The sequence below is a fragment of the Micromonospora sp. LZ37 genome (assembly GCF_059359015.1).
This window is the reverse complement of the sequence record NZ_JCADBL010000009.1, coordinates 287,175-303,062: the sequence shown is the minus strand read 5'-3', so window position 1 is coordinate 303,062 and position 15,888 is coordinate 287,175. Positions and strand designations below refer to the sequence as shown.

9 protein-coding genes and 3 pseudogenes are annotated in these 15,888 nt (G+C 72.5%); 5 read left to right on the top strand and 7 right to left on the bottom strand.

The annotated features are described in order from the left end of the window. Both AC5L3Z_RS20200 and AC5L3Z_RS20195 read right to left on the bottom strand, forming a co-directional pair. Window positions 1-1,055 (bottom strand): nitrate- and nitrite sensing domain-containing protein (locus AC5L3Z_RS20200; protein WP_494844159.1); only part of this gene is annotated, 1,055 nt, incomplete at its 3' end. Further along, entirely contained in the window at window positions 1,055-2,116 is a 1,062-nt protein-coding gene (locus AC5L3Z_RS20195; protein ID WP_494844158.1) for a hypothetical protein, read from the bottom strand. The genes AC5L3Z_RS20200 and AC5L3Z_RS20195, both read right to left, overlap by 1 nt. A 697-nt stretch (window positions 2,117-2,813) precedes the next feature. Between AC5L3Z_RS20195 and AC5L3Z_RS20190 the strand changes: the two genes are divergently transcribed. The 3 genes from AC5L3Z_RS20190 (at window position 2,814) to AC5L3Z_RS20180 (ending at window position 4,742) form a co-directional block, all read left to right on the top strand. Next, window positions 2,814-3,386 (top strand): hypothetical protein, encoded by a 573-nt coding sequence (locus AC5L3Z_RS20190; RefSeq protein ID WP_494844157.1) that lies wholly within the window; start codon window positions 2,814-2,816, stop codon window positions 3,384-3,386. 8 nt (window positions 3,387-3,394) lie between these two features. Then, the gene (locus AC5L3Z_RS20185; RefSeq protein WP_494844155.1) at window positions 3,395-3,547 is read left to right on the top strand and encodes a hypothetical protein; all 153 of its coding nucleotides are present in this window, start codon (window positions 3,395-3,397) and stop codon (window positions 3,545-3,547) included. Between the two features lie 196 nt (window positions 3,548-3,743). Beyond that, window positions 3,744-4,742 carry a winged helix-turn-helix domain-containing protein gene (locus AC5L3Z_RS20180; RefSeq protein WP_494844154.1) on the top strand — a complete coding sequence of 333 codons (999 nt, stop codon included), beginning with the start codon at window positions 3,744-3,746 and terminating at the stop codon, window positions 4,740-4,742. A gap of 15 nt (window positions 4,743-4,757) precedes the next feature. On the opposite strand, the pseudogene AC5L3Z_RS20175 reads toward AC5L3Z_RS20180, so the two are convergent. The 5 genes and pseudogenes from AC5L3Z_RS20175 to AC5L3Z_RS20155 form a co-directional block, all read right to left on the bottom strand. Next, window positions 4,758-6,246 (bottom strand): annotated as a pseudogene (locus AC5L3Z_RS20175) (YehQ family protein); the annotation flags it as partial. Window positions 6,247-6,330: 84 nt separating this feature from the next. Further along, a pseudogene (locus AC5L3Z_RS20170) lies at window positions 6,331-6,825 on the bottom strand (DUF5682 family protein); the annotation flags it as partial. Next, window positions 6,825-7,961 (bottom strand): annotated as a pseudogene (locus tag AC5L3Z_RS20165) (ATP-binding protein). The pseudogenes AC5L3Z_RS20165 and AC5L3Z_RS20170, both read right to left, overlap by 1 nt. Beyond that, on the bottom strand, window positions 7,958-11,584 hold the full coding sequence (locus AC5L3Z_RS20160; protein WP_494844153.1) for a DUF4132 domain-containing protein: 3,627 nt from the start codon (window positions 11,582-11,584) through the stop codon (window positions 7,958-7,960). The pseudogene AC5L3Z_RS20165 and the gene AC5L3Z_RS20160 overlap by 4 nt, the downstream one beginning before the upstream one ends. A gap of 444 nt (window positions 11,585-12,028) precedes the next feature. Beyond that, window positions 12,029-13,768 (bottom strand): ricin-type beta-trefoil lectin domain protein, encoded by a 1,740-nt coding sequence (locus AC5L3Z_RS20155; protein WP_494844151.1) that lies wholly within the window; start codon window positions 13,766-13,768, stop codon window positions 12,029-12,031. A 168-nt stretch (window positions 13,769-13,936) separates the two neighbouring features. Between AC5L3Z_RS20155 and AC5L3Z_RS20150 the strand changes: the two genes are divergently transcribed. Together AC5L3Z_RS20150 and AC5L3Z_RS20145 are read left to right on the top strand one after the other, a co-directional pair. Continuing rightward, window positions 13,937-14,794, top strand: coding sequence for a WXG100-like domain-containing protein (locus AC5L3Z_RS20150; protein ID WP_494844149.1), 858 nt, complete (start codon window positions 13,937-13,939; stop codon window positions 14,792-14,794). A 199-nt stretch (window positions 14,795-14,993) separates the two neighbouring features. Further along, entirely contained in the window at window positions 14,994-15,122 is a 129-nt protein-coding gene (locus AC5L3Z_RS20145; protein ID WP_494844148.1) for a hypothetical protein, read from the top strand. The last annotated feature ends 766 nt before the right edge of the window (window positions 15,123-15,888 follow it).

Genomic DNA, 15,888 nt, shown 5'->3' with positions numbered 1-15,888 from the left:
GTCTCGTCGTCGGCGACCCGGACCAGTTCGGCCTCGGCGACCCGGGCGACCCGGTCGGCCGAGCGGGTGAGCCGGGTCAGCGGTCGGGCCACCGTACGGGCCACCGCGAAGCTGAGCAGCAGCACGATCAGCAGGACCAGGGCGGCCGCCCCGCCGACCAGCCAGGCCGTGGCGAGCGCCCGCCGCTGCTCGGCGGTCACCTCGGCGAGCACGTCGGCGACGAGTTTCTTCTCCACGAACTGGCCAATTGTGATCATGGAGCGAATTGATGGGAAAAGTTGCTCAATCGGCACCTGCCGCACTGCACCGGCGGGATCACGCGCGCCCGCGGTCAGGAAGGCGGACTTTGCGCGGGCCGCCACGGCGGTCTCGTCCAGCCTTCGCAGGACGGTCTGCTCATGGCCGATGAGGCTGCGGTACCGGTGGTCACTCACCTGGTAGGCGCCCATGCAGGCGATGAAGTCCGCGCTCGCCCCTTTTCCCTTGGCCGCCTTCACCAGCACTAGCAGGGTGCCGCACAGGCTGAGCTCCTGGTCGGCCCGGAGCAGCGTGTCCAGGGCGAGGACCTTGCGGGTGACCGGAGTGCCATCCGACGCGACCTGCAGGCGGAGCGAATCGATGAGTCCACTGTTGACGGCGGTGAAGGCCTGGAGGATCTCAGTCGGGGTGATGGCTTCGGCGAGCACCGCGGCGCGGACTGCGGCCAGGGACCGAACCTCATCGAGGGCGGCAGCGACCCTCGGCGGCAGGCTACCGTCCCAGGTGGCCCGCAGGTCGCTGACCCGGTCGTCGACCACCGCCGACTGCTGCTGAAAGTCGATGGGTGTTGCCTGGCCGAGCAGCACACCGACCGCGAGTAGTTGCTCCTGCTGCACATCCTGGACAAGCGTTCCGACCCGGCTGGCCAGTTGAACGGCTGTCGCCAGGACATCGGCCTGTCGGGCGGTCAGCGCCTTCTCGGTCACCACCGGCGCGGCGAGCCCCACCATGCTCAGGAGTGGGACCACCACGAGCACCACCAGCTTGCTCCGGATCCGGAGCCGGTCGAGGAGCATCAGGAGCCCTGACTACCGACGCCGACGGCGGCGGGTCGGACGACCGATTGATCATCCAGCCGACTGGCCGGAACTCCGCCGCTGCCGTCCCTACCGCCGGTGGCGCGTCGGATGTTCCGGATGACCGCGACGACCAGGAGTAGCAGCAGGGCGACGGTCACGGTGGCCGTGGCTACCCGGCGCCGCGACGCGTTCGCCGAGTCGGTCAAGCGCTGTTGCAGCAGCGCGTCCAGCTCCGCGAGGATGACCGGCTGCAGTTGCTGACCGGCGAGGTGCACGTTGAGCCGGGCGTTGGCGAGCTGCTGCGGGTCGGCCCGGAACTTGCGGAGCGGGCTGGTCGGCTCGGAGATCCGCGCCAACTCCTCGACCGCCCGTTCGTACACATCCAGCGGCCCGAGCACCTTGACGCCCAAGTCCGCCTGTTCCGAGCTGTTTACCGCCGAGCGTAGGTCGCCGACGAGGTGATGGGCGGGCTCGAGGGCCTCGTGCCGCAGCTCCGCCAGCTCGTTGATGGTGGCGACGAAGTCTTCGTCGGGCCGATCCCGGGAGAGCAGCACGAGGTCGACCAGGCGGCCCGAAGCGACGATGGCCCCGGGAAGTTCATCGACGACGCTGTGCTGCAGGAAGTAGGTAGCCGAGCGAGGGTCCCGACTCAGGCCGGAGGTCTCGCCGACTCGTTGATGCAGGGCCATGAGCAGATCAGTGACCTCGTTGTACGAGTCGAAGGCTGCCTGCGGATCGGTCAGGCCACCGTCGCGGAGCGACTCCACCTTCGCCCGCAGCGTGATCCACCGGTCGTGGGTGCGCAACTCGTCACCCACCTGAGCGTCGGTGGCGGCGACGCCCTCGATCGCCCTGGTCAGGGCGTCCCGGGCGACCGGCTGGCGGGAGACGGCCGCAGACTGGGCGTTCACCAGTGCCTGAGTCAGCGGAGCGAGGGCCCGCAGATACTCGACGCCGCCGCGTTCCTGAGCCGTGAGCTGGTGCTCCACCTCGCTGAGCCGCTGCGCTTCGGTGAAGAGAAGTGCCACCGGTGCGAGCAGCGCCGCGACGAGCGCCACGGGCAATGGGTCGAGGAGTTTCGCCGACCATCGGCGGGATGGCTGGTTCGGACCTGGCATTCGGTTGGCTCCTTCGGCGCCTGGGAACTACCGGTTGCCGCGGCGGACCTCCTCCGGACGCGGGCAGGAGGCTCAACGGCGGCGCCCGCCGTTCTGTTCATCGCTGGTTGGCCAAATCCGCGCCCCGGACCGCTGAATCACGGTGCGTGCGTTCGATCGACACGCTGCGGTGATCTGATCGTGGGAGAAAATCCTTTAAAGACTGCTCGCAGACTTAACGTCCGTTCATGCGGATGCCGAAACGTTCTCCCACTCGCGGCGTCCGATCCAGACCTCCGGTCTTCGACGTCGGGTTGAACCGGGTCGCTGTCACGACCGTCATGCATGTCGTGGCCGCGCTCCGACGTGTACCGAACCCGGTCACCGCGCCTCACTGCGGTGACCGCGGGCCCGTGCCGACGACCGGTGCACCATCGGTCACCGGCCGGCACGCGTCGGTGACACGGCCCCTGGGGCGTCTACGGCAGCCGCATCCACTTTCTTGCGCAGGCCGCGCGCCCAGTGCGGCCGCACCCGACAGGAGGACCGGCGTGCCACGTCAACCACGCACCCGACGATTCGGGACTCCGCTCCCGACCGTGTTGGCTCGCATCGGTGGTGCCGGTGTGAGGCGCCGCCCGGGAAGTGGGGTTGACGCGTGAGGCTGGCCTTCGTGGGATGGGCCCAGCCGGGGTGCGCCGTCCTCGACGCGCTGCTCAAATCCCGGCACGACGTCGTCCAGGTGGTGACTGCGCCCGAGCCGACGATCGGCCCCGCTTCGGTGGTGGGTCTCGCGGCGGCGCGGGGTGTGCCCGTACTGGCTGACGCCGCCACCGATGACAGCGGGTGGACCTTTGGTACCTCCGCCGCGGCCGATCTCATCGTCGTGGTGGGTTGGCCCACCCGGCTGCCGCCGGCCCTGACCGCGGTGGCGGGGCTCAGCGCCATTGCGGTCCATGACATCCCGCTGCCAGGACGCCGGAAGCTCGAACGCACCGCGGGACAGAGCCGGTGGGAGGTGACGGCGCAGTTCGTCCGGCCGAGCTTCTCCTGGGACGACGTCCTGCTACAGCGCCGCGCCGTGCTGCCGGCCGGGGAGACGGCGGCCGCCGTTCGGCGCGGCGAGGCGTTCGTTGAGATCGCTATCGCCGCCCTCGACTTGCTCGATGCCGAGGCCGAGCCGGAGCCGTGCGGCTCGCCCATCGGCGGGAGAGCAGCCGTCGCCCGCTGACCCGGCTCATGTTGGGGCGGAGTTACCCGGCCATCCGTGACGACGGCCACAGCCGGGGCGGCGCCGCCGACCTCACCCTGGTCGACCTGCCCGCTGCCGCTGAGCCCGCGTACGCCCCGGGGCAGCCGTTGGTCGCCTGCATCGCGCCGTTTCCCGGGTGATGAACCCGCGGACGCGGCTCTGCGTCGTGGAGGCCGAGCAACGGTAAGCAGTCGAAGGTGAGGGGGGAAGCAAGAGGTGAAGTGTCCGAAATCGTTGATCAGTTGTAGTCGGGCAAACCCGAGCAACAGGTCGTCGGCGGCCGGCCCGTACCGCCAGGTTCCATCGTCCGGGGCGTGCTGCGCGGAGCGGCCCCGCATGCGCGAGGCCCCTATGGTCACCCGGCTGACCAGGCACTTCTATGCCGGCGTCGAGTTGATGATGCCGACAGGTATGGTGCGGATGAATTCGGATATCCGGGCGATCCTGCTGAGTGGGCAGCAGGCGGGCGTCCTAGCGGTGCTCATCAGTAGCGCGGGCACGCCACGTAACCGTGAGGAAATCCGGGCCGCGATGCCCCTCGGCCTTCGGCCGCCGACGGTCGGGCAGATCGGCGTGGTCGTCTCCACCGTTCGCAAGAAGCTGGGTGCGGACCGGATCGTGACCGGAGCCGGCGGCTGGTGGCTCGAGGATCCAACTACCCCCGGTTCTGCCAACAGGCCTGAACTGCTTTCGTACGCTGACCTCACCCTCGACGTCGAGTACCAGCGGGTGTGGTTGAACGGCCGTCAGCGGGCCATCGGCCTCGGTAGGCAGGGAGTGGCCGTCCTGCGCGCACTCATCGAAGCGGAGGGACGGCCGTGCAGCCGTGATCAGATCTGGCGGGCCTTACCCGAGGCGATCCGTCCGGCCAGTGCGACGACTATCGGCGTGATTATTTACCACCTTCGTGCCCGACTCGGTCGGCAGACGGTGATCACCGCTGGGGGCGGATGGTGCGTCGCAGGCTCGTCCCCGGTAGCGACCCGCATCCCCGACACAGCCGAAGCGGCGCTCTGGCTCAACCCGTTGACCAGGCAGGTGCACCTGGCAGGCCAGGCACAGCCCGTTGGGGTAAGCCGTCAGGAGGCGGCCATCTTGCAGGTCCTCATCAATGCCCGGTCCTCGCCGTTGAACGGCGGGCAGGTGTTCGCCCGAATGCCGCCGGCCACTCGACCGAAGACCCCATTGGTCGTCAGTACCTTCGTCTCGCGGCTACGCCACAAACTCGGTCGGAACCAGATCGTCACCAGACCAGAGGGCTGGTGCCTGGCGGAACCGGTCACCGACACCACGGATCGGCATGGTGAACATACGGCGCACATCGATCTGACCTGAGCCTGCCACCGCCTCTCAGCACAGGTCGAGCGCGACATCGACCCGCAGGCAGGCATCCACCCATGCCCGCACCGCGGCCTCCCCCGGGTCGGCTCGGAGTGTCGCGGCGAAACGGTCCACGGCGGCTGCCACCTGATGCAGGCCCACCGTCGCCAACCCGCGCGCCGCGTCACCCAGGCGGTTCGGGTACGTGGCCAGCAGGTGCAACAACCCGTGGTGAGCGACGTCGGCGAGCACCGACCGACTGCCGCGCAGCGCGGCAACCAGCGGCCCGGGAGGATCGTCCGGGACCGACCCGAGGCGACCCGCCGTGGCGGGGACAGGTCGGGCAGGACCAGCGCGCCGTCGATGCTGAACGCCAGCGGGTCGATCACGACGCCGCCGCCGGAGCGGTGCACCACGCCGCTGATGTAGCGGAGCGACCCGTCCGTGCCGGTGAGCGCCGCCGCGACCGCGTTGAGCCGGCCGGGCGCGGCGACGCTGTGCGCGGCGGTGACTGTGGCCCGGTCGCCGTGCGCGTCCACGACGATGGCGTCGAGGCGTTGCTGGCCGGGCGAGTACCTGACGGACACAACGTCGGTCACCTCCACAACGCGCACCAACTCGGCCTCGATGCGCGGCCGGATCACCCGGGGCGGCAGGGCGTCGAGCTCGGCGGCCAACGCCGTGATGTCCCGTACCACGACCGCGCCCGGCAGCGTCTCCCAGCACCGCTGGGACGCAGTGACGGTGGTCTGCCCGACCCGGCCGGTCACGAGACGCACAACCCGGCTGGCGCTGCGCACAGCGGACTCGGTGACCAGGTTGCCGGCAGCCAGGTCGCCGATCGTGGCCCCGGCGACGCGTCGCCGGGCCAGGGCGGCACCGACGGAGTCTGCGTCCCAGCTAGGCCGTAGCACCAGTACGGTCGCGGTGTCGGCGTCCGCGTCGAAGATCTCCACCACGCGTTGCTCGCCGACCGCGGACACCCGGACGCCGGGGGAGAGGAGCCGGGCCCGGCGAAAGGGGTGTCTGCGCCGCCTCCTCGGTGCCGAGCACCCGGGCCCGCAGGGTCTCACCGGCGTTGTCGACAGCCCGGTGGCGGGCGTGCAGCTCCAGGATCAGCCCGGCCAGCGTGTCCGGGCGGTACCGGGCGCTGCGCTCCCGGTACGGTCAGCTGGTCGGCCAGCTCGTTGACCGTCAACAACGGCCAGCGCAGGTTGGCGGCGTCGAGGCGGCGCTGTTGGACGGCTATCGCGGCGGCGATGCCGGGGCCGACGTGTACGGCGCCGTCGCGCAGCACGGCGTCGGCGAGCCCCAGCGTCGGTCCGAGCCCGGAGCCGGTGCCGTCGGCGGTCCGGCCGCCGACCTGGACCTGGACCTGGGCCTCGGTGAGGTCGGGCGCGCGTTCGTCGGCGACCCGGAAGGCCCACACCGCCAGTGCGATCACGTCGTCCCGGGCACCGGCGGCGGCGTCGGTTTGCACGAAACCGAGGTCGTGGGGGACGAGGAAGCGGGGCACCGCCTTGAGCAGGGCGGGGTTCGGCTCCACCCGCCTCAGGACGGCGGGGTCGGTCACGACGTCGTAGATCTCGTACCGCTCCACGGCGTCGCGTTGCAGGCGCTCGATGGTCTCCCGGGGGAAGAGCCGGGTCATGTCGTCGAGCCAGTCCACCGTGGTCAGGGTCGAGTCACCGTCGCCGCCGTGCCGGCTGCCGCCGCGGCGGACGCCCCGGCGGTCGAGGTCCTCGTCCCGGCCGTACAGCCGGTCCAGGGCCGTCGCGCCGGCCAGCGCCTCATGCCAGGCGGGCAGGTCGATGAAGCGCAGCTGCGCGCCCACGGCCCGGCCGGTGGTCAGCGCGACCCACTCGGGGGAGTAGCCGCAGAACGGCGCCCAGGAGGCGTGCTGCCGGTCGGCGTCGCGGAAACTGCTGAACACCGCGATCGGCAGCTCATGGCCGAGCAGCAGCTCGTCGAGCCGGTCGTTCATGTCGGCCGGGCCCTCCACCAGCACGTACGCCGGCCGTAGCCGCTCGATCGTTTCGACGACGAGGCGGGCGCAGGCGGGACTGTGGTGGCGTACCCCGATGAACGTCGCCCCCATCAGCCGGGCAGCAGGTGTCGGGCGTCGTGCAGCTCCCGCCACTGCCCGCCGGAGCGCCAACCGGCCTGCTGCTCGAGGTAGCGGCGCAGCCGGGCCAGGTCGTCGGGGTTGTCCTTCGTCGCGGTGCCGCCAGGCAGGAGACCAGGTCTGCGGCGGTGCCCGCCCGCCGCGCAGGAACCAGCCGCGCAGTCCCACGGCGTGCGCGACCGACACCGCCTCGGCGGTGCTCATCACCGCCGCCGACAGCCGGTCCATCGCGTCACCCCGGACGGTCTGCCTGGTGCGCAGCTCACGGAATGCGGTGACCAGCACCTCCAGTACGTCACGGCGCGGCTCGGCGGCCACCCCGGAGCGTCGTAGCAATGCCCCCGCCTCGGCGGCCACCAGCGCCAGCTCGGTGTCGAAGTCGGCGATCGGGAAGACGGTCTCGAAGTTGAACCGCCGCTTCAGCGCCGAGCTCATGTCGTTGACGCCCCGGTCCCGGGTGTTGGCCGTCGCGATGACGTTGAACCCCTCGCGGGCAAAGACCATCGCCTCGTCGCCGGTCAGCTCCGGCAGCGCCAGCACCCGGTCGGACAGCGGCGACAGCAGGCAGTCCTGCACCTCCAGCGGGCAGCGGGTGATTTCCTCTAACCGGACCACCTTGCCCTCCGCCATCCCGCGCAGCAGCGGCGCCGGCACCAGGGAGCGGGTCGACAGCCCCTCGGCGACCAACAACGCGTAGTTCCACGAGTACTTGATCTGGTCCTCGGTGGTGGCCGCGCCGCCCTGGATGGTCAGCGTCGAGTCGCCGCTGACCGCGGCGGCCAGCAGCTCCGACAGCAGCGACTTGGCGGTGCCCGGATCGCCGACGAGCATCAGCCCGCGGCTGGTGGCCAAGCTGACCAGGGCCCGGTCGATCAGCGACGGGTCGCCGACGAAATTACAGCGGATGCCGCCGCCTCGTCGCCGACGATGAACCGCCGAGCCGCCTGCAGACTCAGCACCCAACCGGGCGGACGCCGTGCGGTGTCGTCGGCGCGTAGCCGGGCCAATTCCTCGGCGTAGCGCACCTCTGCGGGTGGCCGCTGCACCCGCGACTCCGCGCCGCCGGCCCCGTGCCCGAGGCGGGTCGTGTCGTCTCCGGCCACACTCATGCGGTGATCTCCTTCAGATCCCGGATGATCTCGGAGAGGACGACCGGGTCGAGGTCGCCGAGGGACGCCACCCGCTTGCTGCCCCAGTGGTCGTCCTCGGCGCGCCGCACCCAGATCTCCTCGAACTTCTGCTCGGCGAACTCCTCGACGAAGCCGAGGGCGATTCCGGGGTTGAGCCAGATGACGACGCCACCCCCGCCGGGCAGCGGGCGCTCGATGCCACCCTGGATGCCGGCGTCCTCCGGGTCGGTGCGCTGCCAGCCGCGGCGTTCGAGCCCGAGCACCTTGCCGAAGTGCACCGTCTTCCCCTCGAACCGGGTCAGCCGGGACGCCGCCAACTCGAGCTCGGTCAGCGTGTGCACCTCCCGGCCGAGCTGAGGGAACGGCTGCAGGATCTCGTAGTCGGCGAAGACCTCCGTCCAGGCCGCCACGCTGTCGCGGAACTCCAGCGGGTGTACGACCCCGACATGGTCGTCGTCGCGCAGCGTCACGGGCTCGTCGTCGACGTCGGCGAAGGTGCGGTCCTCGGCCACCCGGAGAGCGCCGACGAGTGCCCCCTGCGCGTCGTACCGGCCCCACAGCAGGCGTCGCGCCAGGTGCCAGAGCAGCGGATGCCCGACGAAGAATTGGCGGAGCTCGGCGCCCGTCCACCGTCGCCGGGTCACCATCGCCCGCTCCAGCCGGCGGATCTGGTCGGTCGCGATCGTGCGGACATCCTTGTTCAAGGCGGCGAACAGCTGGTACGCGGCCGGTGCCGCCACCGGATCGTCGTTGGCCCCGGGCCTGGGCAGGTCCTTGCGGCGCTTGCCGTCGGTGTCCCGTACGTAGGGTTTGAGCTGCTCGTCGAAGCTGACCACGAACCTCCGGGGCCCGTAGTCGAGCGTCAGACTGCCGGTCGCGTCGAGCCCCAGGTCCGGCACCAGCCGGTCGGCGAGCTGCTCCGTGTCCAGGCCGAGCCCCGCCGCGACCTCTCGCATCTTGGCGTTCGCCCGTTCCCTCAGGCCCTTGAACTTCACCTTCTGCGCGATGCCGTGCAGGTGCATCAACGCCACGTCGGTGCCGATCGCCGCGAGAACGTCCAGCCCGGCGACGGCCCGGGCGTGGCCGCCCTCGCCGGGCCAGGCGCGGATCACCGGTGCGAGCCGACGGACGACCTCGTCGTCGCCGACCAGGGCCAGGGCGTCGAGCACCCAGCCCTCCTTCGCGGGGTTGCCGGCCGCCTGCCAGGCGACGAAGATCGCCCAGGCGAAGTCGGCGAGGCTGCGTGGATCGCAGAGCTCCCTGACGACCCCCACCCCGGCGTACGGCTCACCGGGGCGCGAGATCGCCAGCATGGTGGCCACGTGTCCCGTGGCCGGCAGCGGCAGGACGGCGGATGGGTCGCGCATCCGGATCCGTGGCAGCCGCGCCGGGTCGGCCCACTCCGGCAGCCGAGGGATCCGCGCGGGCAGCACGTCGAGCGGGTCGACGGCCAGCAGTTCGTCGATCGCCACCGCCGCGGCCGGACCGTACTGCTGGGCGGCCGTGCGGACATGCTCCGCGTAGCCGTTGCCGGCCAACGTCCACAGGGCCCGTTCGGCGTGGCGCCGCTCGGCCCCGGGCCGACCCAACGCCGGCGGCACCAGCGCCCGGGCCGCCGCCGCGGGGTGCCGGGTGAGCCAGGCCAGTGCGGCCTGGCGTGCCGACTTGAGCCGGCCGAGCCACTCCGCCATCGACGTGGCGACCTCCGGGGCCGCATAGGGCAGGAGGGTGCCGGCCAGCGCGGCCGGGCTGCGCCGGGCTGCGCCGAGTGCGGCGGGCAGGGCGTCGAGCTCGAAACGGCCCACCACCCTCGGCATCCAGAGGTTGCCGTCCCACACGTCGACCGGCCGCCAGTCGGGCAGCGCCGGACGGGCGAGCTCCTCGGGTGCCCGGACCAGGAAGTCGACGGTCTCATACCAGTAGGCCCGACCGTCGCGTACCCGCGCGGCCACCGACTCCCAGTCGGGATGCTGGCCGGCCCAGGCCGTGTGGCCCCGGGTGTCGCGCCACGCGTCACGCTCGCCGGGCCTCCACCGCATGGCCGGCACGTCCGGGCAGATCAGGCCGTCCACGACGACCGGCCGGCGGGTTGCCCGGCGAACTGTCCACGGGGGACGCCGTAGCAGCGCCGGCAGGGCTTCGGCGGATGCCTCGGCGGGTGCCGTCGACACCGTGGCGGTCTCGCCGAGGATGGCCCGTACCCGACCGGCCGCCTCACCGGGCAGGGCCGGCAGCGCCCGCTCGGCCACCTCCGGGTGGGCGAGCACGTGCGCGCGTAGCAGGTCGCGTACGCCCCGCCGCGCGTCGGCCGCGAACAGCCGCAGGGCCCGCACCGGGAACCGTCCGGCGGCGTCGAGCAGGGCGGCCGGCACGGCCCGCTGCTCGAAGCGGTCGAGGAGCAGTTGGAACGGCTCGTCGCCGGGGAGCGCGGCCAGCGCCGCCAGCAGCGGGCGCTTCACGTCCGTCCCGCCGTACGCGTCGTCGAACCAGCGGGTCAGGATGGGCGCTGCCGCCGCGCCGGCCGCCGCGGTGATCGACCAGACCAACGCCGTCGACGGCACCGTCCAGTAGCCCGTGCCGAGGTCGCTGAGCTGGGCGACATGCGCCGGATCGGTCACCGCGGTCAACAGGATCAGCGAGAGCGTGACATCGCCGGCCGCCGCGACCGCGGTGACGACCTCGTCGTGCCAGCCGGTCTCCGTGGGCGCCAGGAAGGCGGCCGCCACGCGCTGGTGCAGGGTGCCCTGCCGGTACGGTGCGAGTGCGTCGAGAGCGGCGGCGTACTCGTCCGCGGCGGCGGCGGCGGCGAGCGCCGCCCGGATGCGGCCGGCGATCGTCAGACCGCCCTCGTGCGCCGAGTAGTCACGCGACTCCCCGGGCCGTAGGTGACGCAGCGGCACTCCACTCTCGTGATGCTGGTAGCCCCGGTAGCCCCAGCCGAGGGAGGACAGTTCCGCGGCCGCGGCGGCGGCGACGGGCAGACCGTGGTCGGCCAGCCAGAGATCCCCGAGCACCCGCAGGCCGTCCTGTTGGCGCCGGCTGCTCGCCCTGGCCACCAGGGCGGCGGCGACCGCCGCCAGCCCGAGCGGGGACGGCTCTCCGGCGAGCAGGTCGAGGCCGGCCGCTGCCACCTCCGGCTCGGCCCGGGGGTGCCGCAGAGTCTGCTCGATCACCTCGGCGTGGGTGGTGAGCAGCGACAACGCCGTCGCGTGAGCGGCCGCGTCAGGCTCCCGCACCGACCGGTCGGCATCGCCCCGCCGGGCGAAGACGTGCCGACGACTTGCCGGCGGCAGCACGAAGGTGTCCTCGTCGGTTGGTGCCACAGCCGAGCGGGCCACTCTGCTCGGGGTGGCCTCGACGGTGGCCTCGGTGGTCTGCTCGACGCCGGTTTCGCGCTCACGGTATCCCTTGCCCAGCTTCTGGGTGATCAGCTTGTCGACGTGCGCGGCAGCCGCCTCCTCGGTGGTGAAGGCCCGGCTGGTCGTCTGGCCGGTGGTGCCGGTGCGGCCGTACCGGACGACCACCTCGATGCCGTCGCAGGTGACCTCCCAGAACTTCGAGGAACTGCCGCCAATGAAGTCGAAGCTTCGGCTGATGGTCACTCGGCGAAACCTCCTGCTCAGGACGAAGGATGGAGCGGCCCCGCCACGCGCGTCACCTCTCGATAGCCACCGCGGAGCCGACATCGTGAGCAGTCCTCAGTGGTCATGAGCCGCTCGGGCGGTGCGGCGGGCGTACCTTAGCGATCACGACCGACAAGATGATCTACCCAGCCGGCGGTGCGGGTCCGGGGTGCCGGCGGGCGGTGGCCACCCGCCGTCGCCCGGGCGTACGACACCGTGCACCCGCAGCGCTACCTGCGGGTGCACGGCCTGGCACCGGATCCAGACCTGCTGGTGGCGATCCGGAGCAACGACTACCTGCCGCCGCCGGCCGACGGGGTGGCGACGGGGTGCGCCGACGAGCCGGCCGGGACGCGGATCACTCCTGTCGAGCGAGGACTGACGCCGGGACTGTCCGGGAGCCCCGTCCACCCCGCCCCGGGGTCAGCGGCGCCACTTCTGGTTCGCCGTTCCGCCGCAGCTCCACAGCTGCAACCGGCTTCCGCTGCTGGTCGCGTTGTCGGTCACGTCGACGCACTTGTCCGCCCGCCGGTTCACCAGGTCGTGCGCCCTGTTCAGGGTGAACACCTGGGCTTCGCTGCCGGAGCAGGTGCTCAACAGGATCTTCGCGCCGTCCGCGGTCGAGCCACCGGCCACGGTCATGCACCGGCCGAACGCGCGTACGGTGCCGTCGCTGTAGAACGTCCACCTCTGGTTCGGGCCGCCGTCGCAGGTCCAGATCTGCAGCTGAGGGTTGCTCTGGTAGGCGCCGTCGGTCACGTCGATACAGCGGTCGCTGCCGAACCCGATGATCGGACCGGCCGCGCCGACCGCCTTCGGCTCCGAACCCGCCGGCGGCGAAGTGGTCTGCGGCGGGTTGGACGGCGGCGCGGCCGGCCGGGTCGTGGTCGGCGTCGGCCGGCCGGCGGGAGCGTCCTTGCTACCGGACGCCGTGGGGCGCGTGCCACCGGAGTCGGGCCGGGCCGGGGTGCCACCCAGCCGTGGGTCGCGTTCGTACGCGGTGGTGTAGTCACGGGTCAAGGTGAGGAACCGCCGCACCGCCGGCGAAGCCGGTAGGCCGCCGGACCGCCGAACCGCGTCCGGTCCCCACTGGTACGCCACGAGCGCCGCCTGGTACGTGTCGCCCTGGCCGACCTGACCCACCTCCTCCTGCAGCGTGCACATCACCACGGCGAACGCGGCGATGGCCAACTGCGGGTCCCACGGCGAGGTGGTGGCCGAGTCCGGCGCGTACCGGGCCCAGATCGCCGGATCGAACTGGGCGATGCCCTGGGCGCCGGTGGAGCCCAGCAGGTTCGGGTTGAACGCCGAGACGGCCATCAGGTGCGCGGCGATCCGCGCCGGCGATACCGCGGGACAAGTCCTACCGGCAGCCAGGATGGCCTTCAGGTATTCTGCCGGCACCGGCTTGGCCGACGTACCGGGGCTCGGCGCCACTCCACCCAGGGGCGCCGGTGACGGCGTCGGATCGGTCCGGGTGAACTCGGGTCGCGACGCGTACCACGCGGCGTACCCGGCGACGGTGCGCACGTACCCGTCGGCGCTCCCCGGCACCCCGGCAGCCTCCCGCACGTCGGCCAGCCCGGAGTGGTAGGCGGCCAGCGCCAGCCGCCACCGGTCCCCGTCCACTCCGGCCTGCCGGACCTGCCCGGACAGGTCACACATGTGACGGGCGAGGGCGACGATGTTCGCCGCCGGATCGCTGCGACGCGCCGTCGGGCCGGGCTTCCAGGATGTCCAGACCGCCTCGGTCAAGCCGGCGACGCCCCGGCCACCGCCGTCGGTATGCGCGTCGGGATTGAACCCGGAGGCGGCCATCAACTGCCCGGCGAGCCGGGCCGGGGTGAGGACCGGGCAGGAGAGCGCGGCGGCGGCGACCGGCTGGACCAGGCTGGCCGGCACCTGCCGGCCGGCCCGGACGGCGTCGTCGGCGGTGGCGGCACCGAAGCCGGAGTTCACCACCACGCCAAGCCCGGCGGCCAGCGCCAGCAGGACTCCGGCCGCCACGCCCCGACGCAGCGGGCTGTCCAGCCGGTCCAGCCAGCCGATCGGCGCCCGGGTGACCCGGCGTACCAGCGCCGAGCGGCGCCGGGGCCAGGTGATCGCGTCAACCAGCCGGCTGCGGAGTTTCGACAGGCCACCGGTGCCGGGCGTGAGTCGCATCCTGGTTGTTCCCCTTCGCGTGCGGTCCATCCGCAACAGCACGACGGCGCACGGGCCGGGTTGGTTCATTCTCTGCTGGTGCGCTCTGACAGCGAGGCCCGGTCTCCCGCCAACCTGTCTATCCGGGCGCGGGAATCGGTGCCGGCGCGTACGCCTGTTGTTCAATAGATGCGCGCGGTTACGTCGATCGTCGGTCACCTGGCCGATGCCTCACCTCGGTTGGCTGTCCCGGGTGACCGATGCCGGCGCTGCTCGCCGCCGGGCCTGGAGTGGCCGTGCCGGGACCGGCGGTGCCCCGGTGCTCTCCGCCGCCGCCGGGCGGGAGGTGATCGGCCGCCGTGGGCGATCGAGGCGTCGGATGACCTAGCCACCTTCCTGAAGTGGTTCTCCGGCGAGGAGTTCCCCGCCACGAACGAGGACCGGCTGCGCGAGGTGGCGCGGGCCTACCGGGCGGCGGCGGACGGGCTGGACGAGCTGCTGCCGATCTTCGGCGCGGCGGTCAACAGCATCCGCGACGGCGTGCAGGGCCAGGCCGAGCAGGCCTTCGTCGCGGCGATGCAGGGGTACGTCGGCGAATCGGGATACCTCACCCTCGCCGGCAAGTACCTGCGGCGGCTGGGGTTGGAGCTGAAGGAGATCGCGACCCAGGTCGAGTACACCAAGCTCATGATCATCGCGGCGGTGGTCGAGCTGATGATCGAGTTCACGGTCGCGGCGGCGATCGCCTGGTTCTTCCCGGGTACGCTGCAGGCGCTCGCGATGCGGCTGCTCGTCGGCCGGCTGCGGATCGCGCTCTGGCTGGCCCGGCTGCTCTCCGCGGTGGCCACGAGTCAGGTCGTCGGCGTCGGCATGCAGGTGCTGAAGGACGTGATCGTTCAGGCCGTCCAGCTCCGCGACGGCACCCGTGCGAGATGGGATCCAAAGCTGACCGCGGACGCGGCGGCCGTCGGGGCGTGGGGCGGTGGTCGGTCTGTTGCTCGGTCCCGTCGGAGGGGCCGCCGCCGCCCTGCGCCGTCGGGGACGTGACGGACTCGCCGACGCCTCCGGCAGCGCGTCTCGCGGGGTCGGCGACGGTGGCCGGAGCGCGACGGCTGCTGGCGGGAACCCCGCCGGCGGCGGAGCGGGCAACCTCGCCGGCTCGGGCAGCCGCTCGGTGGTCGGGCCGGACACCGCGCCGACCTTCGGTGACGTCGCCCGGAGGATGGGCCAAGGGGCGGTCACCGAAGTGATCACCGAGGGAACCTACGGACTGATGACGGGGGAGGGGTGGCAGTGGGGCACCATGCCGGCCGCGGCGCTCTCCGGTGCCATCTCCGAGGCGGCGCAGGGGGCGGCCGAGGCCTGGGCTACCTGATGCGGCACCGCGATGACGACGACTCCAGCCTCGCGCCCCGAGCGGATACACCGCCGCCGTCGTACCCGGCCGAGCCGGACCCGGCGGGCGCGTACCGACCCGTACCGGGAAACGACCTCGTGGTGACGCGCTGCCCAAGGTCGGAGCGCCGACCGATCCTGGCGGGCACGTGCCCGCCAGGATCGGGCCCACCCGGCCCGGTCGGCTCCGTAGCGCTCCGATCCGGGCCGGTCGGCCCTGCTGCCGGGGAAGCCGGACCCGAGCTGGTTGGCGGCGGAATGATGCCGGTCCGGGCGCACGCCCGACGGACGACGTCGGCGGTGAGCCGCGGGCCGACCCGCCACCGGCGCCCCCGAGCCGACCGGCGTCCGCCGGCCCACCGGCGGCGGGCTTCCACGCCAGCGGTGTGATCGACGAACCCGCCGGGTCCGGCGACCCGGCCGTGCCGCCCGCGGCGGATGCCGGGACGCGGCACCCGGTGCCGGAGGAGCCGCGGGCGGAGTCGCCGGCCACGTCGATCCCGGTACCGGACGCGGGCGCGTCCGGACCGCCGCCGGCCGTGCCCGCAACGGCCGCCACGTCCTCGCCGGTCAGCGCGTCGCCGGTCACGCCAACACCGGTCGTGTCCGGCGCTGCGACGCTCGGCACGCAGCTCGCCGGCAGCCCAGCAACGGTCGCCCAGACGTGGGTGAGCCCGCAGGGAGGGACCGGGCCGACCGGCGCCACCGCGAACGTCCAGGGCGGCACTCCGCCAACGCCCAGCGGC